The sequence below is a fragment of the Paraglaciecola polaris LMG 21857 genome, from assembly GCF_000315055.1.
Taxonomy (GTDB): Bacteria; Pseudomonadota; Gammaproteobacteria; order Enterobacterales; family Alteromonadaceae; genus Paraglaciecola; species Paraglaciecola polaris.
In genome coordinates this window covers 119,441-141,669 of sequence record NZ_BAER01000023.1, presented here as the reverse complement: position 1 = coordinate 141,669, position 22,229 = coordinate 119,441, and the positions used below count along the sequence as shown (strand labels likewise).

The 22,229-nt window shown below is 46.7% G+C and carries 13 protein-coding genes; 4 read left to right on the top strand and 9 right to left on the bottom strand.

Features of this window, described 5'->3' with window-relative positions; translation table 11 throughout:
• Positions 1 to 5: 5 nt before the first annotated feature.
• The 4 genes from GPLA_RS04370 to GPLA_RS04355 form a co-directional block, all read right to left on the bottom strand.
• Positions 6 to 1,385, bottom strand: coding sequence for an efflux transporter outer membrane subunit (locus GPLA_RS04370; RefSeq protein ID WP_007103626.1), 1,380 nt, complete (start codon positions 1,383 to 1,385; stop codon positions 6 to 8).
• A 55-nt stretch (positions 1,386 to 1,440) separates the two neighbouring features.
• Positions 1,441 to 4,602 (bottom strand): efflux RND transporter permease subunit, encoded by a 3,162-nt coding sequence (locus tag GPLA_RS04365; protein WP_007103625.1) that lies wholly within the window; start codon positions 4,600 to 4,602, stop codon positions 1,441 to 1,443.
• A gap of 3 nt (positions 4,603 to 4,605) precedes the next feature.
• Positions 4,606 to 5,796 (bottom strand): efflux RND transporter periplasmic adaptor subunit, encoded by a 1,191-nt coding sequence (locus GPLA_RS04360; RefSeq protein ID WP_007103624.1) that lies wholly within the window; start codon positions 5,794 to 5,796, stop codon positions 4,606 to 4,608.
• 461 nt (positions 5,797 to 6,257) lie between these two features.
• Positions 6,258 to 8,246, bottom strand: a complete 1,989-nt coding sequence (locus GPLA_RS04355; RefSeq protein WP_007103622.1) for a GumC domain-containing protein — start codon at positions 8,244 to 8,246, stop codon at positions 6,258 to 6,260.
• Positions 8,247 to 8,748: 502 nt separating this feature from the next.
• Between GPLA_RS04355 and GPLA_RS04350 the strand changes: the two genes are divergently transcribed.
• The 3 genes from GPLA_RS04350 to GPLA_RS04340 are packed head-to-tail and all read left to right on the top strand — an operon-like array spanning position 8,749 to position 13,044.
• Entirely contained in the window at positions 8,749 to 9,411 is a 663-nt protein-coding gene (locus GPLA_RS04350) for an ABC transporter ATP-binding protein (RefSeq protein WP_007103621.1), read from the top strand.
• A gap of 1 nt (position 9,412) precedes the next feature.
• Positions 9,413 to 11,923, top strand: coding sequence for an FtsX-like permease family protein (locus GPLA_RS04345; protein ID WP_040513881.1), 2,511 nt, complete (start codon positions 9,413 to 9,415; stop codon positions 11,921 to 11,923).
• Complete coding sequence (locus GPLA_RS04340; protein WP_007103619.1) at positions 11,911 to 13,044, top strand: lipocalin-like domain-containing protein; 1,134 nt, start codon at positions 11,911 to 11,913, stop codon at positions 13,042 to 13,044. The genes GPLA_RS04345 and GPLA_RS04340 overlap by 13 nt, the downstream gene beginning before the upstream one ends.
• 58 nt (positions 13,045 to 13,102) lie before the next feature.
• On the opposite strand, the gene GPLA_RS04335 is transcribed toward GPLA_RS04340, so the two are convergent.
• The 4 genes from GPLA_RS04335 to GPLA_RS04320 all read right to left on the bottom strand — a co-directional run bounded on the left by GPLA_RS04335 (position 13,103) and on the right by GPLA_RS04320 (position 20,235).
• Positions 13,103 to 14,746 (bottom strand): AMP-binding protein, encoded by a 1,644-nt coding sequence (locus GPLA_RS04335; RefSeq protein WP_007103618.1) that lies wholly within the window; start codon positions 14,744 to 14,746, stop codon positions 13,103 to 13,105.
• A 79-nt stretch (positions 14,747 to 14,825) separates the two neighbouring features.
• The gene (locus GPLA_RS04330; protein ID WP_007103617.1) at positions 14,826 to 15,608 is read right to left on the bottom strand and encodes an enoyl-CoA hydratase/isomerase family protein; all 783 of its coding nucleotides are present in this window, start codon (positions 15,606 to 15,608) and stop codon (positions 14,826 to 14,828) included.
• Positions 15,609 to 15,833: 225 nt separating this feature from the next.
• Positions 15,834 to 16,406, bottom strand: coding sequence for a winged helix DNA-binding protein (locus GPLA_RS04325; protein ID WP_007103616.1), 573 nt, complete (start codon positions 16,404 to 16,406; stop codon positions 15,834 to 15,836).
• 76 nt (positions 16,407 to 16,482) lie between these two features.
• Positions 16,483 to 20,235 carry a hydantoinase B/oxoprolinase family protein gene (locus GPLA_RS04320; protein WP_007103615.1) on the bottom strand — a complete coding sequence of 1,251 codons (3,753 nt, stop codon included), beginning with the start codon at positions 20,233 to 20,235 and terminating at the stop codon, positions 16,483 to 16,485.
• A gap of 203 nt (positions 20,236 to 20,438) precedes the next feature.
• On the opposite strand from GPLA_RS04320, the gene GPLA_RS04315 reads away from it, so the two are divergent.
• Positions 20,439 to 21,665 (top strand): Nramp family divalent metal transporter, encoded by a 1,227-nt coding sequence (locus tag GPLA_RS04315; RefSeq protein WP_007103614.1) that lies wholly within the window; start codon positions 20,439 to 20,441, stop codon positions 21,663 to 21,665.
• A 97-nt stretch (positions 21,666 to 21,762) separates the two neighbouring features.
• On the opposite strand, the gene GPLA_RS04310 is transcribed toward GPLA_RS04315, so the two are convergent.
• Positions 21,763 to 22,209: a DUF3010 family protein gene (locus GPLA_RS04310; protein WP_007103613.1), complete on the bottom strand. Its 447-nt coding sequence runs from the start codon at positions 22,207 to 22,209 to the stop codon at positions 21,763 to 21,765.
• Positions 22,210 to 22,229: the final 20 nt, after the last annotated feature.

Below are 22,229 nucleotides of genomic sequence, written 5' to 3'. Positions count from 1 at the left end.
AAGCCTTAACCTTCATCTTGCACCGTATCACGTTCTGCTAGACCGCCACCTAACACACGATAAAGGGTAATGCGATTACCCAAATCCGCTTGCTGAGTGAGAATAAGGGACTGCTTTGCGCTATACATAGTGCGCTGGGCTTCTAGCGCATTTTGAAAGCTATCCACACCGCCTTTATAGCGCGCTAATGACAGCTCGTAGCTACGCGTCGCAGCCGCGACTAATGCGTTCTCGGCGTTCAGTTGTGCTTGTATCGTTGCCCTACGCGCTAATGCATCAGCCACTTCTGCAAACGCGCTTTGGATCGCATATTCATATGCCGCCAGAAACTTAACTTGCTGAGCTTCGCTGTACGCTAGGTTGGCATCGTTCGCTCCACCATCAAATATCGGCAACGTGATACTCGGCGCAATCGTCCAGATTGAACTAGCGCCGCCACTGAAAATATCCGCTAACACTGAGCTGGCTAAGCCACCTGTAGCCGTTAATGACAAGGTAGGAAAGAACGCAGCCCTAGCAACCCCTATATTGGCATTTGCGGATTTCAAGTTGTGCTCTGCGGCCAACACATCAGGGCGTTGCAGTAACACAGACGATGACAAACCAGCAGGTACCTCTGTCACCAAACGTTCGACGTCCGGCAGCGCATCAGGTAGCAGGCTATTATCAAACTGCTCACCTACGAGCAAACGAAGTGCGTTGATATCTTGATTAACTTGCGTAGTAAAACTGGCGATATCCGAACGAGCACTGTGATAAATAGTTTGTGCACTGGCCACATCTATCCTTGAATCAATACCCAGCTCTAAACGCTTATTGGTAATGTTCATGGTTTTTTGTGCATTGGCGGCGGTTTCTTGGGCTAAGCTCAATTGGTTTTGATCTGCTGCTAGGGTTAGCCAAGCATTGGCTATTTCACCGATAAGCGAAATCTGTGCTGCTTTTGCGGTTTCTGCACTGGCCAAATAGGCTTCCATTTGCACGTCACTTAGACTGCGATTTTTACCAAATAAATCTATTTCATAGCCGCTTAACCCAGCTTCAGCTTCATAGGTAGTCGCAATATTACCGGCTGATGATTTGCTGCGAGTACCGGTCAACCCAGCATTAATTTGCGGAAATAAATCTGCTCGTTGAATACGATACGTGGCCCTTGCAGATTCAACATCCGCCAGGGTTTGGCGCAAGGTTCTGTTGCTGCCTAGCGCCAACTCAATAACGTGTGCTAAACGGTTATCTCTAATAAAGTTTTTCCATGGCACCTGCATCGCCTGTTGGCTAAACAGACCTTGTGTTTGGGCACTAGGTTGATTATTCCACTGAGCGGGTACAGGTAACTCAGTACGGGCATAGTCTGGCGCGAGTGTACTGCAGCCAGCCAACATAAGCGCCCCGGCAAGAGGTAAAAGTCTGCCGCAGGGCACAATATTCATGCTTAGTTTAATCACGGGCATTCTCCAACTTTTTTGGTTCATCGTTGTATACAGGGCGCCTTTTTGAGAAAACGCCACGTATTAACACAAAGAATAGAGGCACGAAGAAGATACCTAGGATCGTTGCCGTAATAGTGCCTCCTAAAATACCTGTACCAATTGCAATCCGGCTGTTTGCACCTGCACCTGAAGAAATCGCCAGAGGCAAAATACCAAAAATAAAGGCCAATGAAGTCATAATAATCGGCCGTAAGCGCAGTTTAGCGGCCTCAACCGCAGAGCCAACCAGCGACATACCCTTTTGATATGATGCTTCAGCAAACTCAACAATGAGGATGGCGTTTTTAGATGCCAGGCCGATTGTAGTTAACAGGGCAACCTGAAAGTAAATATCGTTTTCTAATCCGCGAAGTGTGGTCGCCAAAGCTGCACCGATTACGCCTAATGGGATCACCAAAATCACCGAAAACGGCACCGACCAGCTTTCATATAAGGCAGCAAGCGCTAAGAACACCACAAGAATTGAAATTGCATACAAGGCTGTAGATTGCCCGCTTGAAAGTTTTTCTTGATAGGACAGTCCACTCCAGGCGAAGCTGAGTTTACCTTCTCCGACTTCTTGTACTAAGCGTTCTAATTCATTCATGGCTTGGCCTGAGCTGACGCCACTGACCGCTGAACCCTGTATACTGTATGACGCAATACCGTTAAAGCGCGATAAGCTTTGCGGTGCACTTGACCAAGATGCCGAGCTAAACGCTGAAAAAGGTGTCATCGTGGTTTCACCGGCGGCATTTTGCCCACGCACATGCCAATCATTTAAATCTTCTGGTTTAGAGCGAAATTGAGCATCACTTTCTATATACACCTTCTTTACTCGACCATCATCAATAAAGTCATTCACATAAGAACCTGCCCACGCTGCGGTTAACGTGTTAGACACATCCGACAATGACAAACCAAGGGAAGTAGCTTTACCGTGATCAATATCAATTTTCAACTGGGGTGTATTACTCAAAGCCCCCTCTCGTATCCCCATCAGCAGCTCACTTTGACGCGCCTTAGCAAGAAACGTGTTTTTTAATTCAGTCAACTCGTCACGACTGGTACCAGTGGCCGCTTGTAACTCAAAGCTAAATCCGTTGCTTTGACCCAAACCTTGAATGACCGGCTGAGACAAGGCAAATATTCTGGCGTCGCGCACAGATGACAAATTTTTGTTCATACGACCAATCAGGGCATCAGCACTTTGATCGTCTTCAGTACGTTCGCTCCAAGGGGTTAATGAAACAAAACCCATGCCCGCATTTTGGCCGCTTCCTGAAAAGTTAAAACCTGAGATACTAAAAACACGTTGAATGTCATCCGTTTCTTCTTCGAGTAGATAGTGCTCTACCTGTTCAGAAACAGCGCGAGTACGTTTTATTGATGCGCCCTCAGGCAAGTTAACTTGGAACATAATGCTGCCCTGATCTTCTTGAGGTAAGAAGCCTGTAGGCATACGCACTATCAATAAACCCAGCACCACAACAATAACCCCGTAGCCAACTATCCAGCGGACCTTGCGGGTCATAAGACGCCCTACATGACTGGTATAAGATGCGGTCAAATTATCGAACATACGGTTAAAGCGTGCAAAAAAGCCTTTCCCTTCAGTGCTATGAGGCTTGTTCGTTAAGAAACTCGCACACAAGGTTGGGCTAAGCGTTAAAGCGACAATCACCGATAACGTCATAGATGAAACAATCGCTATGGAAAACTGCTTATAAATTACCCCTGTTGAACCGCCAAAGAATGCCATAGGAATAAACACAGCTGAAAGCACCACTGCAATACCTATCAGCGCACCACTTATTTCTGACATCGACTCGATTGTGGCATCTCTCGGGGAGAGGTTTTTTTCTCGCATCAGCCGTTCGACGTTTTCTACCACCACTATGGCATCATCAACCAATAGACCTATGGATAACACTATCCCAAACATGGTCAGGGTATTAATCGAAAATCCAAAAGCAGATAACACCCCAAACGTACCAAGTAACACCACAGGTACCGCAATGGCGGGGATTAAAGTGGCACGCCAGTTTTGCAGGAACAACCACATCACGAGTACCACTAACACAACCGCTTCGACCAAGGTTTGTACGACTTCGCTTATGGAGATTTTGATAAAATCTGTGCTGTCACGGGGAAACGTAACTTCGTAACCTTCAGGTAGGTTTTTAGCAAGCTCGGCTACTTTGTCTTTAACCCGAGTAGCCGTATCTAGCGCGTTGGCTCCAGGTGATAACATGACCGCAATACCAGACGCGGGGTGTCCGTTAAGACGCGGGATCGCATCGTAACTTTCGCTACCAATCTCGACTCGCGCCACATCACCTAAACGTACGTTTGCTCCGCTTGTATCTGACTTTAAAATAATCGCGCGAAACTCATCTGGCGTTTCCAGCATAGACTGGGCGGTTACAGTTGCATTGAGTTCTTGATTATCAAGCGCAGGCACTGCACCGATTTTACCCGCAGGTACTTGAATATTCTGGGCAGCTAAGGCAGCTGTGATATCCGACGGCATCAGCTCATAAGCCGCAAGTTTTGTTGGGTCCAACCATATACGCATCGCATATTGCGAGCCAAATACACGGGTATCACCTACGCCTTCAATACGAGCCAATGAGTCTTCCATGCTGGAGGATATATAATCAGAAATATCGAACGCAGATGCTTTATCAGTGGTGTCATAAACAGCGGTAACTAGCAGAAAATCCGTATTGGACTTGGTCACGGTTACCCCTTGGGATTGCACCGATTCAGGCAAGCGTGAATTGATTTGCTGCACCTTGTTTTGCACTTGAACCTGCGCGAAGTCCGGGTCTGTGCCCTCTTCAAATGTGATATTCACGGAAGCTGAACCGTCTGACGTACTCGACGATGAGAAGTACAACAAGCCATCAAGCCCTGTTAGCTGTTGCTCCAAAATTTGTGTCACGCTGTTTTCGACAGTTTCAGCGTCAGCCCCAGTGTATGAAGTACTAACTGAAATAACAGGCGGGGCAATCGTAGGATACTGTGCCACAGGCAGCGACATAATCGACGCAATGCCCGTGAGCATAATGATAATTGAAATAACCCAAGCAAAGACTGGGCGGTCGATAAAGAAACGAGCAAACATGACTTACACGCCCCCTTGCATAGGCGCGCTAGTGTTTGATTGCTTATCAACACTGACCATTTCACCACTAGTGCGCATTTTTACTTCAACGGTTTTTACTTCACTGCCTGGACGTACCTTACTCGACCCCTCGACCAAAAGTTTATCACCGGCATTAAGACCCGTGCCTATTAACCATTGGTTATCAATTGCATTCAGGGTTTGTACAACACGAGATTGCACTTTGTTGCTCTCGTCGATGACATAAGCATAGGCATCACCTGCCGCGTTATGATAAATACCCTGCTGGGGTACCAGAATAGCGTTGTCGTCCACAGCTTCATTGACTTGGGTGCGTACAAACATACCAGGCAATAACACGCCATCAGGATTAGGAAATTCAGCGCGTAGCGTCACTGCACCGGTAGATGCATCCACCGACACTTCTTGCATTTTAAGCTGCCCCTTCAAGTTGTATTCACTGCCGTCTTCAAGGATAAGTGATACGTCGGTAGAGCCTTTCTTAATACCTGATTTTGCCAATAGCTGACGAAGCTTGAGGATCTCCGTACTGCTTTTGGTCATATCCACATAGATAGGATCCAATTTACGAATGGTAGAAAGTGCCGTAGCCTGCGATGCCGTCACTAATGCACCAGGCGTCACACCTGAAATACCGATTCGCCCCGATATAGGCGCTTTCACCTGAGTAAATTCAAGATTAATACGCGCCGTCTCAAGGGCTGATTCAAACCGTTCAATATCCGCTTTGGCTTCTAAATAAGTCGCGTGGGCGTCATCGGCATCCTGTTGAGACACACCTTCAAATTTAAGTAGATTGGCAAAACGTTGATCTTTCAATTTTGCCGTTTCAACAGAGGCTTTGGCACTGTTTAAGTTTGCTTTGGCTTCATTAAATGCTGATTGAAAAGTAGCTGGCTCGATTTGATAGAGCACATCTCCCTGCTTCACTTGGTTTCCCTCAACAAATGAACGCATTTGAATAATGCCTCCCACCTGAGGACGCACTTCGGCGCTTAGGGATGCCACCACTCGTCCCTGCATTTTAGTGTCAATATTATAAGCGGTCGTGGCGACTGTGATATACGAAACAGCGGTGACTGGCGCAGCTCGCTCTGGCACACTCTCTTGCTGACAGCCACTGAGTAAAATGGCAAACAGTACAAGTCCGCCAGTGGTGATTGAATCTTTCATAATAGAGCGTTCCTAAATAAGTAAATAAAAAAGACGAGGCTTAAGACAAACGAACATTCGCGCTATCCATAGGTAAAAATTGTAAAAGCCTACAATTGGCTAAATCTTAACAATACGCGGGTTAAGGCAGGGTTAAACCGGGCAATAAATAGTTTTGAATAGGCAAAAATGCTGGGGTGAACCTGACTAAAGATGTAAGCAAATATATTGATTTCCGACATAACACCGAAACAGCTAAAACAATTGCGTCTCACCCGTTCAGTTGGCTAATGCTATTCATTCACTGCGTAAATTCGCCATACAACAAAGCGAAATCACTTATTACATAGATTCAGTTGCCTAGAATTAGGAAGGTAAGCTTGCAAGGCCGGAAATTTTCCCGCCTCTTGAAACATTATCTGCTGGGATTAACTATACCGTTGTCCCTATTTTTGTTAACACGAATAGGTCGTCAGAAGCACTCAAGCGTCAACGTCAGAGTGGGGAAGTATTGTCTCTATCTGTTCGATATCTACCGACTTACCATGTCGATTAACCACGCGGTATTTGGCCAATTCCGCAGGTTGAAGATAACCTGAAAGTTGTTCCAAATCATTTAGACGCACACCCTGGCTAACGAGATAAGTTAAATAAGTGTGGCGTAAAACCTCGGTAGACAATTGTTCAGGGAAAGGTAACTCTGCGTCATGTCCTGCGTTGATGACTAATTGGCAAAAATCTTCAATCGACAGAGGACTTGACCACAATAAATCATCCGCCTGCAGACCTTCACAAAGCTGTTCGATAATTGTCGTCAATTGACTCGTCAACTCTATTTGGCGAGCGTATGCGCCTGTTATTTGCAGCTGAGTATATGCCTGCACAAAATCGCCTTTGGTAATTTTACCAAGCTCGGTAGCATTCACCCCGCTTAGTAATAAGCTGATAACCACCTTGGCTTGCTTATTTGCCACACGGTACAACTCTTGGCACTCGGCGGTTGTCAGTAAACGGATATTACTCTGCTGAGTGTGCTGCTCGCCTAATTGCAACGGTTGAGCCCTAGCACCTAACTTAGTCTGCTCAGCCCCTTGCAATTCCGGGTAATGATTCCCGTGCTGTTGACCGGGTAAAACCACGAAGTTAGTTCCCCCAGTTTGTAACGACTTTTGCCGCACAACAAAACTGAAAAGCAGCAGTGCCATCACGGCTAACACGATAGCAGCAACAATACTGATAAGTGTGTCTTGCCAATAGTTTGGGCCGGTAGGAAATTCTGGCGTAAAAGGCTGTTCGAGTATGCTTATTTTGGCGTCAAAAGGCTTCGACACTTCCTGTGCTACAAGCTGGTTTTTCAAGGTTTGAGCCTGTGATTGCAATTCTTTTAGAGCCTCATCTAAACGACGATACTGTTCTAACTTTTGATTGAAACCTTGCGCCTGATTCTCGACATCCGCCAATTGCTCTCGCAAGGCATTAACTTTACCCACAGATACGGCCAAATTGCGCTTGGAATCTTGCAAATACAACAACTGGCTGTCAGCAATTTGCTGTTCTAAGTCTTCGCTTAGGGTAATAAATTTTTGTTGTTTGGCAACCACCTCTGGATCCCGCTGCAAATATTCTTGGGTATATTTTTCTGACAGTGCAGATAACTCTGCCGCTAATTCTTGCAGGGCCGCGCGATTCAAATCAATATTCGCCTTATCAACCGGACGTTCAACCCGTTGGCCATTAGCAAGTGACGCATTCAGACTATCTAGCTCTGCGAGTGCTTGCGCTTTCTGTGCTTCGGCTTCATCTAAGGACACTCCCAATCCTTTTATTTTGTTTGGAATTCGATTCTCGGTACGCTCTAAAGATATAATATCGTTGGCTTGCGAAAACCCATCTACAACCTGTTCCTGCTGAGCAATTTTTTGCTCCAGTGCAGTCAATTGCTGCTGATATAGCAGTATTTCATCTGAGCCATTACTAACACGTTCCCGCTCAAGTAACGACATATACAATGACAGCCACTGCTGCAGTACGGATTTGAGCAGTTCAGGAGCGGGCCCGGCAGTTTGCAAGGTTATTATTTGTCCTGTTTCACTGGACGTTGCGCTAAGCATGTCTCTCAACTGCTGGACGTTAAGGTCAATCAAATGCTCTTCACGTAACTTTATGGACAAGGCCTGCAACAGACTGTTGCTAGTCAAACGTTGTTGGTTAAGGCTAAGTTGTTGCTGAGCAATATAATCAAGTTCTTGGGCATTTTGCGTGGTATAGGAGAAATGCATAATCGCCTGACTCTGAAATTCAGGCGCCCTGCTCCAAATAAAAATATTAGCTATCGTCACAACAAAAAGGAACACACCGACCAGTACCTGCCAACGCTTTGTTTGCACTTTTTTTTGTTCTTGCGCCGCAAGAGGATCGTATCCACCGCTAGGCATATTGGGAATATAATCAACTTTATTTGTAAAGGGCATTGTGCGATTCCATTTGACTTTAATTTGGTAAAATACCGTGTGGATCTTAAAATAAAACTGAGTAATTTACTGCCTATCATTTTTAGTTTTTCTAGGTTTTTCTGCATTCGATTAAAACCTGACGCGGGATTAAGCAAGCGTTAAAAAGCCATCTTCACTCTGTATTACTCGCATTTTTTAGCCTATTTTTCTATTTCGAATGTTGCCTGAGACGCTAGCGCACAAGTGTGTAAAGCGAATATACAAGGAAAAATTTTTTCGACTGCAACCACGACTAAAATCTGACAAGGTTAAGTCAGTTTGGCTATTTTTGGCCTAGCCAGCTTACCATTAGATGATTCTTTTCTCACACATGGACGAATTCAGTGCATAAGTCACATCTCGTCGACTCGAGCCTTTTCAGTTATCAATATGCCAATGCTTATCCGGCAACACATAGTGCTCATTACAACCCATGCTAATATAATGATCCTTAGCATTAACCGGTCAGCAGCCAAACACCATGATCCAGGCCCATAAAATTTGTAAAAGCTATCAAGATGGCGATAGGCGTCAGGTGGTATTAAGTGAGCTAGATGTAAGTTTGCCTCCCGGCGGACAAATGAGTATTCAAGGGGAGTCTGGTTCGGGCAAATCGACCTTGTTACATATGCTTGCAGGCTTAGACAAACCTGACAGCGGTCAGCTAACAGTCAACCAGCTGAATTTAACCACGATAGGCGAGCGCCAAGCCGACCATTACCGCCGCTCCACAGTGGGCTTGATATTCCAGCGCTTTAATCTGATCGATTGTCTGTCGGTCTATGACAATCTATGTTTACCGGCCCGGCTAAACAACAATCTTGATTCAGGCTATATTGCACAATTACTGGATGCGCTAGGTATCGCCCAGCACAGTAAAAAACGGCCTAATCAGTTATCCGGTGGTGAACAACAACGGGTCGCCATCGCGAGAGCCCTGTCTCACAAACCCGCGTTATTGCTGGCTGATGAACCCACTGGCAACTTAGATAATAAGAACAGCAGCAAAGTCGCCAAGCTGCTCTATGAGCAATGTCGCAGATTGCAAACTAGCCTAGTTGTAGTGACCCATAGCAGCGCAGTGGCAGCTCTGGCCCAAGAGCATTACCTGATGATGGATGGCAAGCTGGCGCGGGCTAATTAATATGCGTCTCTTGTTCTGGTATTTACGCACTGTGCTGCAAAGTTACCCCAGCGCCCGGTTCCGTTTGGCACTCTTGTATATGGCACTGATGATAGGTTGCTTAGGCGTCAGTGCGGTACTGGTTATCAATCAAGGCGCCCAGCAAAGTTACGCTCAGCAAGGTCAGGGTTTACTGCCTTTGGTTGAGTACAAGCTGGTCGCGGCGTCTGCCCCACAGCTGAGTAAATTCGATTACGCGCAAGTGCACCGCTTAGGTATCACAGAAGCGGTGGCTGTGTCTCAGATATCAACAATATTGTATAGCGCGCAGCATCAACCGTTGACCCATCAACCCATTGATATTATTGGCTTTGATACTCTAGCTCTGCTTAATTATCGAACTAGCCAGCAGCAGAAGCAAACACGTCAGCAAGGGCAATCGCAACAATCTAAGCTAGCACTTGAGCTCACCAGTCTTCCCCAGAATTCAGCTTTTATCTCTATAGGACTTTATACGAAATTACGCGAACAAGTGCCTAACCATTTAGAAATAGACGACAGCATTGTTATCACAACAGCACAGGGCCAGCACTTACCTTTGTTACAACAAGTCAATCTAGCCAACATGGATAATGAAATCGTGATGGACATAAGCCTCTTTGCCCGGCAATTTGGCGATACGCCCATCAGCGATATCCTGCTAGTAGGGGAAATTAGCCCCCAGCGTTTAAACGATATCCGTCGTTTGTTACCAGCGCATTTAACGCTGTTGACCTTGCCCAGCTCCGAGCAAAACACCGGCATGCGCGACAGTTTTAAACTAAACCTGCTCGCCATGGCATTACTGATGTTTGTGGTATGCCTATTTATCGTAATGAATGCCTGCCAGTTATTAATTATGCAGCGCTTACCTATGCTCAAAATATTCCGCCAGTTAGGAATTTCACGCTTAAGCATAATAACCGGCCAACTGGTCGAATTATGGCTATTAACCTTGCTCGCAGCCGCCCTGGGTGTCTATTTTGGGGTAACACTAGCCCTTTATTTAGCGCCAGGTATTCAAGCTACCCTAGAAAGTCTATTTCGGGTCAGTGTCGGTTTTGCAGAGGTCTCTTATTTAAGTTTGTTCGTGCAGGTCTTATTACTCAGCACCCTGGGCATCACCCTTGCCGCTCTATTGCCAGTCAAACAGCTTAATCAAACTTTATATCGCGCCGATTCGACTTCCCCAGCTAAGTCGTTTTGGTTTACACCCATGACTTGGCTGCTTTTAGTGTCAGCAGCCATCACCTTATGGTTAAGCCAGACGATACGGGTCAGTTTAATGGGTATTGCTTTGTTGATTTTGGCGGGCTGTTTCGTTTTGATTGCCTGCTACCCTTATGTACTCAACGCGACAAGCGCACTTGTGCCCAAGCGCTGGCCGCTATTGCACTGGAGCCTGCAACATAGCCTATGGTTGTCTGGGCGCAGTAAAATAGCCTGTTGTGCTTTTTTTATTGCCCTGATGAGCAATATCGGTATGAACTTGATGGTCGACAGCTTTCGTCAAGCAACCCATGATTGGCTCAACCAGAGGTTAATAGCCGACTATTATCTGTATCAGACGGACAACATAGATGCGGCCACCAGCATTAAACAACTAAGGCTGAATATTCAAGCAGTGCAACGCTTTGAGCTTAAGGCTCAATATGCAGGCTTGCCTATTCAGGTGCATTCACACCCCAGTGCCACGAGTTTTATTGCGGCGCTTAAAACCCAAAGCCAGCTACCCGACGCGGGGGCGGTATATGCCGCGGGTCAAGGCGCTTATGTAAACCAGCAATTTGCCCTGCGTAATAAGATTAAGCTAGGGCAATCTATATCAGTGCCGCTGAATTCAGGCGTAAGCGCTTTTGCAGTAGTCGGTATCGTCTATGACTATGGCAATCCCTATGGGCAGATATTATTGCCGCCAAAACTATTTGACGATAAGAGTAAACGCTCAAATGTGCTGGCTTTATATGCCAGCGCGGCGCAAATGAATACCTTAAGTGAGCACCTTGAACAGCAAGGTTTTAACCGCGCTCAACAATTATATAGCGCCGATCAATTGCTCGATTTATCGATGGCAACGTTTGAACGTACTTTTATTATCACCGACAGTCTCAACATAGTGACCTTATTGGTTGCCGCCATTTCTTTGGCTTGCGGGATCATCGTATTAATGCAAGATACCAAACCCCAGCTGACGTTGCTGCGTACCTTGGGCGTGAGCCGCTGGGTGATGCAAGGACTCTCGCTGCTGCAATATCTCTTTTTATGTTTGCTGGCACTGGTATTTGCCATTCCCTTTGGCGTATTGCTCAGTTGGCTATTGATCAATTTTATCAACAAACAAGCGTTCTACTGGACGTATCCTTTGAATATTTCCATTAGCCAAATTACGTCCGTGTCAGCTATGGGTCTGTTACTGGTCAGCGTGATTATCCTGTTGCCTTTATTGTGGACGAATAACAAACCGCTGATTAAGGATATTCGATGGCTAAGTTAAGCTTTTTAAGGCTAGCGACTTTGATTACGCTATACCCCATAATGGTATTACTGCTAGGCGCATGCAGCGATCAGTCGGTCGGCAGCGACCCAAAAAGCGTTTTATTTTCCGATTCAACACCGGCCGTTAAGGGCACACCCGCTAGCCCAAATTATGTGATCACTCTGCCGGCAGATCACTTAGCCCATCCAGATTTCAGTGTGGAATGGTGGTACCTAACCGCTAATTTACACGATGAAAATGGCGCCGACTACGCCTTCCAGTGGACCTTATTTCGCTTTAAAACCCGTGACCAAATCAACGCTTGGGACAACGGGCAAAGTTACATGGCTCATGTGTCTTTACACAGCAAGAATAAACACTGGTTTGCAGAGCGTTTCGCCCGAGGCGGTGTGGGTAATGCGGGTGTGACTGAGCAGCCTTTAAGCCTATTTTTAGATGACTGGCAATGGCAAGCGGACGAAGGACAAGGCTTACTATTCCCTTCAACAATAACTGTCCGCAATATTCCTGATACCCAGATGAAACAACCAGCACAAGATATCGAGGTTAGTTTGCATCTGTCCACTCATGGGCCCTTTGTGCTACATGGGCAAAAAGGTTATAGCGTAAAGTCAGTCACGCCGCCTTTGGCTTCGCACTATTACAGTCAGCCGTTTATTCAAGTCACCGGGGGGTTGCGTGTCAACGGTCAAGAACACCAACTTACAGGGCAAGGTTGGTTTGATCATGAGTGGAGCTCACAGCTTATGGACACTAGCACTGCGGGCTGGGATTGGTTTTCTATACATCTGGATAACGGCGCCAAGATTATGGCTTTTCGCATGCGTTTACCAGGCCAAACAGACTACATATCAGGCAGTTATATCGAGCCCAACGGCACTTCTACTGCCTTGTCATCGAGTGAATTAGCTCTGGTGCCTCACAGCCAAACCCAGGTGGCGGGTCGATTATTTCCTTTGACTTGGCGCCTGAGTCTAGCGAATAAAAATATTGAGCTTAAACTGCAAGCCAATAAAAGCGACCAGCTTAACTCAGGTCGCTTTGCGTATTACGAGGGAGCATTAAACATTAGTGGCACCCATAGCGGTAAAGGCTTTATGGAGCTAACCGGTTACTAGCCTTGCTCTAAATTCAGCGCATGCTAATCAGTCCACAGTGGGTAAAGACGCTGTAGGGTTAGTGCAAATCCTCTTCCCATAATATTCCGTCAGGCCGTGTATCATCAAACAACCAACTATAATGACGCTCCACATCACTGCGTTTCACTTTAGTGGTGGCGGTCAGCAAATCGTTTTCTACCGTCCAGCCATTGCTGCATACCATGATGAAATCAAGTCTCTGATGACTCTCTAGCTGGCTGTTTACTTGGGCTAAGGTGCCTTGTAGGGATTGAACGATATCTTTTGCTTTACGTTTACATGATTGATTCAACACTACCATGGCCACAGGTTGCTTTTGTCCCGCCCCTAACACACAAGCTTGCTCCACATTTAAGTTGGCAAACAGCAAACTTTCAATAGGGACTGGCATCACATATTTGCCCTTGGCGGTTTTAAATTGCTCTTTAATACGGCCGGTAATTTTGTATGCCCCAGTAGACGTAATGGTCGCCACATCACCGGTTCTGAACCAACCATCGACAAAGTTTTCAGCGGTGGCTTGCTCGTCATTGTAATACATTGAAAACACAAGATCACCGCGAATGAGTATTTCGCTATCAGCGGATAGCTTCATTTCAATGTTAGGCATCGGCTTGCCTATGGTGCCTAAGTCTTCATGACTAAACGGCATGTTGCCACTGGCAAGACCCGTGGTTTCGGTCATGCCCCACCCTTCATTGATGGGAATACCGAGGCGGTGATACCAAGCCAAAACTGACTCTGACATAGGTGCTGCACCTGAACCAAACGTACGTGCTTTATGTAGACCGAGCTTTTTACGGATTTTACCCGCCACTAATTTACCGATAATGGGCAGCTTGAGCATTTTATCGAGCTTTTCAGCACCCACTTGGCTGATCACTTGCGCTTGGAACACTGACCACAAACGCGGCACAGAAGAGAATCCAGTCGGGCTGGCGTGTTGAATATCGGCAACGAACGTTTTTAAATTTTCAGTAAAATAAACTTCCACTTTCCGACGCACAAAAACCGCCACTAAACTGCGCTCAGTAATGTGTGTTAGGGGTAAGTAACTGATTGAGCGATCGCCGTCTCGTATCTCAAATAACGTAATCACGTTGTCCGCGGCAGAGGCAAAGTTCTTATGAGATAGCACCACGCCTTTAGGCAAAGACGTGGTACCTGAAGTATAAGAGATAGTCGCCATGTCTTCGGCACTTGGCATGTAAGGATTTTCAATTGGCTCGAATGCTTTTATCCAATCTCCCCATTTTTCATGGCATTCAACTGTAGGATAAGGGAAGGATATACTTAAAAGCGACTGGGGAATGGCTTGTTTCGCTGCATCTAAGCTATCAAGCTTACCGACAAAAATCGCTTTGGCACCACTGTGTTTAATAACGTGCTCAATGACATTAACACCAGCGGTGGCATAAATTGGCACGCTGACCATACCTGCCATAGCAATGGCAAAATCTGTAATGATCCACTCAGCACAGTTTTTCGACATAATGACAATACGGTCACCTTTTTCAAATCCTTGAGCATGAAGACCTTGGGCAATACGCTGGGCTTGCTGTACTACATCAGCCCAAGTGAAAGTGTGCCACTTACGTTCAATCGGCTGATGAAAAAAAGGTTTATCCGGATGAGCAGCATAGCCGTCAAATAAACTGTGCAAAACCGTTGTATTGTCCATAACGTTCTCCTAATTAAGTATCACACTAGGGGAAAACCCTAACATGCAAAAATAAGTCACTTGTGGTCGAAACTCGTCGTTAACTACCGATGAATTGTGCGGGGCGTTTGGCTAAAAAAGCACGACTGCCTTCTTTTGCATCATCGCTATGGGCACAGATATTTTGTAATTTCGCTTCATGATTAATGGTTTGGCTTAAATCGCTGTGCATCGCCTGATTAAGTGCTTCTTTGGCATAACGCAGTGACAAGGGAGCTTTGTGGCAAAGTTGCTGGGCTAACAATATACTTTGTTCGAGTAGTTCATCGTCATTTACTACCTTGTTACATAGCCCTAAGCTAAGGCAATCTTCTGCCGCCAATTTGGTGCCTAACGCAATAAGTTCATATGCACGTTTACGACCAACCGTGTGGGCTAAGTGCCAAGTGGCACCACCATCGGGTATCAAGCCAATGGCGCTAAAGGCTTGATATAGATAAGCGCCTTTCCCCATAACCGTTAAGTCACAGGCCATGGCGAAGGCACTGCCTATGCCTGCGGCGGCACCATTGACCGCGCTGATCCAAGGTTTAGGTGCCTGTGTTATGGCCATTAAGGCAGGTTTATAAGACAGTATGAGCCCCTGCTCTACATCGAGATCGTCAGGCATAGACTCCGATAAATCTGCTCCCGCACTAAACGCGCGGCCTTGCCCAGTTAAAATCACGACGCGAATATCGTCGTCGCTGTTCACCCGCTCAGCTGCATCGCGAAAGGCGCTGCGCTGACTTTCGTCAAAAGCATTGAGTTTCTCTGGGCGGTTAAAACGAATAACGGCTACGGCACCGTTGATGGTGGTGGTTACAGATAATGATTCTGGCACGATGATTTATCTCAGCTAGGTATCGCTGCAACCTCAGCAAGACACCATTAAAATGACATTCAGGTCATAGACAATGCCACTGAGTGGGTAAAATTGTAAAATTGAATCTAACTATGAGTGACCATATTCAGATGTTATAGAAGTGTTAATATGCTATTTGACGCGGGATTAAGAGTGAAACTGAGCCGCGGTTATGTGTAAACGCGGCTCAATTTGCACATACTGTTACAAAGACGCAGCCGCGCGAGATGCTTGGTCGTACAATCCAGACATCGAACGTAGGGTAGCCGCTAACGTCACCAACTGGTCGGCGTCTACATCTAACAATTTTAAACCATCAAGCAAACACTGCTCACGCACTCGGCCGTACTCTTCGCAGGCTGCGCGACCTTTATCTGACGTTGCGTAAAAAATTTCTTTACCGCGCTTGCTGCCGACGACTAATTCAAGTTTAAGCAGTTTTTTTATGGCGTAGTTGACTGTATGGGTATCAATGATATTGAGCATGAAGGCAATATCATTCAGGCGTTTTTCCCGGCCTCGGTGATTAATGTTGTGCAGAATAAGAATATCTAACACCGCCAGCTCACCAATACCGGACGCTGTGGCGCAGCGCACCATCCATTGTGAAAACGCGTTGTAGACGATTGTCATGCCATATTCCACTTCAGACAAAGGCCAGTTTTCAGGGGAGGCTAAGTGCTCAGATGACACTATTTTTTGCCCGTGCCCATGAACAGTTCCGCCTTGCGGGTTATTGCGTGTTAAGCCTTCAGCCTGTTTTTTTTCTTTACTCACGGCATTACTCTCTGTTACTGGATTTACGATATTTGTTGTATGCTTGTTTTTAGCCCACTATAAGTTGCCAAAAACATTATTGATCTTCGCTGATTCGGCCAAATCCGCCGCCAGTGGGGGTTTGAATAACCACAACATCGCCAGATTGTACTTCGCTCTCGTTGCTACCACCAAGGTCGCACCATTTTTGGCCGTCGCGCTCAATCCAATTGTGCCCAAGCTCCCCTGCTTGGCCACCTTTCACACCAGCGAGCGGTACTTCACGATGGCCAGACAAAATCGCGCACTGCATATTGGCTAAGAAGCGAATACGCCTTTCTATACCGTCCCCGGCATGCCATTGTCCTTTGCCTCCTGAGTCACGGCGTACCACAAATTTATCGAGTAAAACCGGATAACGTGACTCAAGTATCTCAGGATCCGTTAAACGTGAATTCGTCATATGGGTATGTACCGCTGCTGCACCGTGAAAGCCAGGTCCAGCCGGCGCGCCAGAGCATATCGTTTCGTAGTACTGATACTCGTCATTACCAAAAGTTAGGTTGTTCATGGTCCCTTGACTCATGCCTAAGGTACCCATCGCACCAAATAACGCATTGGTCGCCGCTTGGCTAACCTCAACGTTACCCGCCACGACGGCAGCGGGATAAACAGGGTTGAGCATAGAGCCCTGTGGCACAGTGATCGTCAGTGGGCGCATACAGCCTGCGTTAAGTGGAATATCACTATCCACCAAACAACGAAATACATACAGCACCACCGCTTGGGTGATGGCCGCTGGCGCGTTGAAGTTACTCGGTTGTTGTGCGCTGGTTCCGGTGAAATCGATACTTGCACTGCGGGTGGTTCTGTCAACATCAACCTTAACGCAGATGCGCAAGCCGCCATCCATTTCATAGCTGTACTGGCCGCCTTCCAACGAGTCTATCGTGCGACGCACGCTTTCTTCGGCGTTATCCATAATGTGCTGGGTATAGGTGTTCACTACAGGCAGAGTGTATTCATTGATGAGTTTAAGTAGCTCTTGGTACCCGCGGCGATTTGCGCCAATTTGTGCATGCAGGTCAGCGACATTTTGCGCGAAATTTCGTACTGGGTATTTTGCCCCAAGCATCAAGGTTTCTAATTCATCCTGCAAAAACTGTCCTTTTGAGACGAGTTTCATACACGGAATAATCACCCCTTCTTCGATAATGGTTTTCGCTTTGGGTGACATTGAGCCCGGTGCGATACCACCAATGTCTGCGTGATGCGCTCGACTGGCTACATAGAATATAACCTGTTCATTATGCTGGTCGAATATCGGCGTAATTACCGTCACATCGGGTAAATGTGAACCACCATTGAAGGGATCATTGTGAATAAAGACATCCCCGGCCTCTATGCTTAAACCACTTTTTATCAACACTTTGACTGTGGCGTCCATTGAGCCTAAATGCACTGGAATATGTGGCGCATTGGCAATTAAGCGCCCGCTTAGGTCGAACACTGCACAGGAAAAGTCTAACCGCTCTTTGATGTTCACCGAGGACGAGGTGTTACGCAGCACTATGCCCATTTGCTCAGCAATAGACATAAATTGATTATTGAAAATCTCGACCAACACCGGATCGCTTTGCCCCTGTTCTGGCTTATTCTGCTGTTTTTTGTCCGTGGCTGAAATATCATTATTTGACGTTTTTGCCGCACTGGCCGTTTGCGCTTTGTGTAAAACTAAATGCTTGTGCGCAGTCATATTCGCAGTCCAGTTAGGCTCGACTATGACAGTACCATTGTCTTCTATGATAATGGCTGGGCCTTGCACTTTATGACCAGGAAGCAACTGATTCAATTGATAAATGGGGGTGTTATGCCACTGCCCAGCAGAGAAGATTTGAGTTTTTTCTTGGGCCTGGGGTAAACCACTATCGATAAGGGGATAAACTGGCTCGTCAATATGTTGCCCGCCACCAGCAGATTCCATGGAGATCGATTCAATAATGATCTCTTTATCTGGGGAAATAAAGCCATACTGGGCCAAATGTACGCTCTCAAACTCGGCTTGCATCTGTGTTATCGAGCCTTGCACAATAGGCAAGGTCGTATCAGTTCCTTGGTAACGTAAAAACACGGTTGCGCTATGGGTTTGCGCGTCGCTGGTTATACCTTGCTCCGTAAGCTCATTACCGGTATGGGCTTTCAGGCGGGAAAATGCCTGATGCAAATCAGCCAAACTGCTGGCATCCATTACATGCTGGAACGTCTCAGTTCGCTGGCTACGAACATCAGCCAGTCCCATACCATAAGCAGATAAGATGCTGGCGAAAGGATGAATGAAAATAGTCTGCATACCCAAACGATCAGCCACTAAACAGGCGTGCTGCCCGCCCGCACCACCAAAACAGGTCAAGGCATATTGTTGTACATCGTAACCGCGCTCAATGGATATTTTCTTAATCGCTTGCGCCATATGCTCAATGGCAATGGTTAAAAAACCTTCGGCCACTTGCTCGCCGCTGGCATCCATTCCCTGTTTTTGCGCGATGGCATTAAAGGCGCTTTTAACCACTTTATCGTCAATGGCTTGCTTGTGCTCTGGACCAAATAATTTTGGGAAAAAACGTGGATCGACTTTGCCTAAACATACATTGGCATCAGTGACGGTTAACGGCCCGCCATTTCGATAAGACATGGGCCCAGGAAATGCCCCAGCTGACTCAGGCCCAACCCGAAAACGCTGTTCGTCAAAATGTAACACTGAGCCGCCCCCGGCGGCCACTGTATGCACACTCATCATAGGTACACTCATGCGCACGCCAGCGACTTGGGTTTCAAATGCACGCTCATAGTCACCGGCGTAATGGGAAACGTCGGTAGACGTACCGCCCATATCAAAGCCGATGATTTTATTAAAACCTGCTAATTCACTGGTGCGTACCGCGCCAATAATGCCACCTGCTGGCCCAGACAATATCGCATCCCGCCCTTGGAATTTACTGGCGGCCGTCAAGCCTCCAGATGAGCGCATAAACTGCAAGCGTTTGTTGCTGCTTTGCTGCCCTTCTTGTTGAGGCTGGTCATCCGTGTTTGCCCCGATAGCGGCGCCCACCCGCTGCACATAACGGCGTAAAATAGGCGATAAATACGCATCAACGACTGTGGTATCACCTCTGGGTACAATACGCACCATAGGGCTGACATCATGGCTGGTGCTGATTTGGCTAAAGCCAATTTCTTTAGCAATGTGGGCAACACGTAATTCATGCTCTGGGTATTTGTAAGCATGCATGAGTACTATAGCCACACTGCGATACCCAGCAACATATTGCTGCTGAAGATTGCGTCGCACTGCTTGCTCGTCTAACGGCACAAGCACGTTACCGTCATTATCAAACCGCTCAGTCACTTCAATCACGTCTTGATACAACAACTCGGGCTTTTCAATATTTAGGGCAAAGGTTTTGGGGCGTACTTGATAGCCAATTTCCAGCACATCCCGTAACCCTTGGGTGATCGCCAACACGGTCGGCTCCCCTTTGCGTTCAAGCAAGGCATTTGTCGCAACCGTGGTACCCATTTTAACACTGCCAATTAAATGGGTTGGGATAGGGGCATCACCATCGATACCAAGAAAATCGCGGATCCCTTGCAGCGCAGCGTCTTCGTATGCGGTGGGGTTTTCAGAGAGCAACTTTTTGGTCAGCAAACGATTTTGCGGATCTTTGGCCACGATATCCGTAAATGTTCCTCCGCGGTCGACCCAGAAATCCCAACAGGGGCTATCGGCATTGCTGATCGCCTGACTCGGATTTTGAATAGGCTTACTCGATTTGTTTGCTGTGCTGCTCATGTGTCTTCATCCCCAGATTGAATGCTTTATCTGGGATCAATCTAACCATACAATGACAATTTATCAACATTTTATAAATATAATGTTGATATGCGTTTTTTATGTTGCTAAGTTGGCGCATCATCAACGTGAGCAAATATGCTTAACTGATATTGCCTAACGACATTAGATACGCTCAAGCGTGCACATAGGAATGAAGAATAATGCCCTCACTGAATTTCATTAAAAACGTTGGCCCGGGCGCGCTTGTCGCCGCAGCGTTTATTGGCCCAGGTACAGTGACAGTTTGTACGTTGGCCGGAGCTAATTTTGGCTACGTACTACTGTGGGCGTTATTGTTTGCCACCATAGCCACCATTATTTTTCAAGAAATGTCAGGCCGCTTAGGCACCATAGCGCAAAAAGGCTTAGGAGAAGCATTGCGCGAAAGCCTGCAACACTCCATATGGCGATGGCCGCTATTTGGTTTAATTGCCCTCGCTTTGTATGGCGGTAACGCAGCCTATGAAGCAGGTAACTTGTCCGGTGCTGCACTGGGCGTCAGTGCAATATTAAGCGGCCCTAGTGATGCGTCTTTTACATGGACGATATTGAGTATCGCGACCGTAGCAGGTTTGGCGTTATGGCGCGGTAGCTACCGTCAGGTTGAGCGCTTATTAATGGTATTGGTGCTATTTATGGGCGTGGCGTTTATCGGTACATTTGTTGTCAGCCAACCCGATCTCTCGGCATTTGCCCATGGCTTGTTTACGCCAACCTTACCCGATGACAGCCTGATCACAGTGGTGGCTTTAATCGGCACGACCGTGGTGCCTTATAATCTGTTTTTACACGCCTCAGCCGCGAAAGCACGCTGGCAAGGTGAAGCTGATTTACCTGCTGCCCGAGCCGACTCGGTTATCTCTATTGGTCTAGGTGGATTGGTAGCTATGTTCATTGTGTCCACGGCCGCAGCTAGTTTATTTTCCAGAGGGTTAGGTGCCAGTAGTGCGGCCGACATGGCCATTCAACTGGAGCCCCTTTTCGGTTCCTTTTCCAAGTATTTATTGGGCGCGGGTCTACTTGCCGCCGGATTAAGCAGTTCACTCACTGCACCACTGGCAACGGCATACGCCATCACAGAAATCATTAACCCGAAAGCGAAAATACGCGAGCTCATTTTTCGCAGTGTGAGCTTAAGTGTGTTGATTGTTGGGGTGGTATTTGCACTCAGCGGAGCAAAACCGATTAATATCATTATCGGCGCTCAGTTCGCCAATGGCTTATTACTGCCCATCATCGCTGCATTCTTACTTTACACCATGAATAACAAGGCATTGCTAGGCAAACACACCAATGGAATGCTAGCCAATGGTTTGGGGGCATTAGTATTTTTAGTGTCCGTGGGTCTAGGCGTACGTTTAGTGCTGAAATCACTCTCGGTGATGTAACTGCCGTCCTTGCAACGAATATAATCCGTTAAAATACCGGCAGTAAAAAAGGCGCTAAGCGCCTTTTTAAACAATAAATAATGCTATCTTTACAGGACTAGTCTTCTCTTGGGGCGTACTTATCTTTCATCAAATAAGCGAATGCGGTATTAAACGCGACTTCTTGATACATTTTAAGGCCAGTATCACCATAAGGGATATGCACTGGGTTGCGCTTTAGCGATTCTTTGATATCGGTTGATGACATAATCGTCACATCTAAATCAGCGATAAGCTCTATCGCCGCTTCTAATTTAAAGCCCACGGCACCACCAGCAAATTTGCCTTTCATAGGACGCTGACGAATAACCACTTTATCAACTTTGTAATCGCTCATTAGCTTGGCGAAAGTTTGCTGAAAATAGCGCAAATCTTTGCTGCTATTTATATCGGTTAAGGTCAAGCGACGACTGCGAAAATCGGGCAGTTGAAACACCTCGTCTGCCAAAGACAATAAACACACATTCACATCGTTACTATTTAATTCAACACCACAAACTCTCATAATTCACCCAACTAGTTAAG

What these genes read in the sequence shown, in the direction of transcription:
- GPLA_RS04350 (WP_007103621.1), top strand. Translation starts at nt 8,749, where the DNA reads ATGATCCAGGCCCATAAAATTTGTAAAAGCTATCAAGATGGCGATAGG.
- GPLA_RS04345 (WP_040513881.1), top strand. Translation starts at nt 9,413, where the DNA reads ATGCGTCTCTTGTTCTGGTATTTACGCACTGTGCTGCAAAGTTACCCC.
- GPLA_RS04360 (WP_007103624.1), bottom strand. Translation starts at nt 5,796, where the DNA reads ATGAAAGATTCAATCACCACTGGCGGACTTGTACTGTTTGCCATTTTA.
- GPLA_RS04355 (WP_007103622.1), bottom strand. Translation starts at nt 8,246, where the DNA reads ATGCCCTTTACAAATAAAGTTGATTATATTCCCAATATGCCTAGCGGT.
- GPLA_RS04320 (WP_007103615.1), bottom strand. Translation starts at nt 20,235, where the DNA reads ATGAGCAGCACAGCAAACAAATCGAGTAAGCCTATTCAAAATCCGAGT.
- GPLA_RS04370 (WP_007103626.1), bottom strand. Translation starts at nt 1,385, where the DNA reads ATGTTGGCTGGCTGCAGTACACTCGCGCCAGACTATGCCCGTACTGAG.
- GPLA_RS04340 (WP_007103619.1), top strand. Translation starts at nt 11,911, where the DNA reads ATGGCTAAGTTAAGCTTTTTAAGGCTAGCGACTTTGATTACGCTATAC.
- GPLA_RS04315 (WP_007103614.1), top strand. Translation starts at nt 20,439, where the DNA reads ATGCCCTCACTGAATTTCATTAAAAACGTTGGCCCGGGCGCGCTTGTC.
- GPLA_RS04365 (WP_007103625.1), bottom strand. Translation starts at nt 4,602, where the DNA reads ATGTTTGCTCGTTTCTTTATCGACCGCCCAGTCTTTGCTTGGGTTATT.
- GPLA_RS04310 (WP_007103613.1), bottom strand. Translation starts at nt 22,209, where the DNA reads ATGAGAGTTTGTGGTGTTGAATTAAATAGTAACGATGTGAATGTGTGT.
- GPLA_RS04335 (WP_007103618.1), bottom strand. Translation starts at nt 14,746, where the DNA reads ATGGACAATACAACGGTTTTGCACAGTTTATTTGACGGCTATGCTGCT.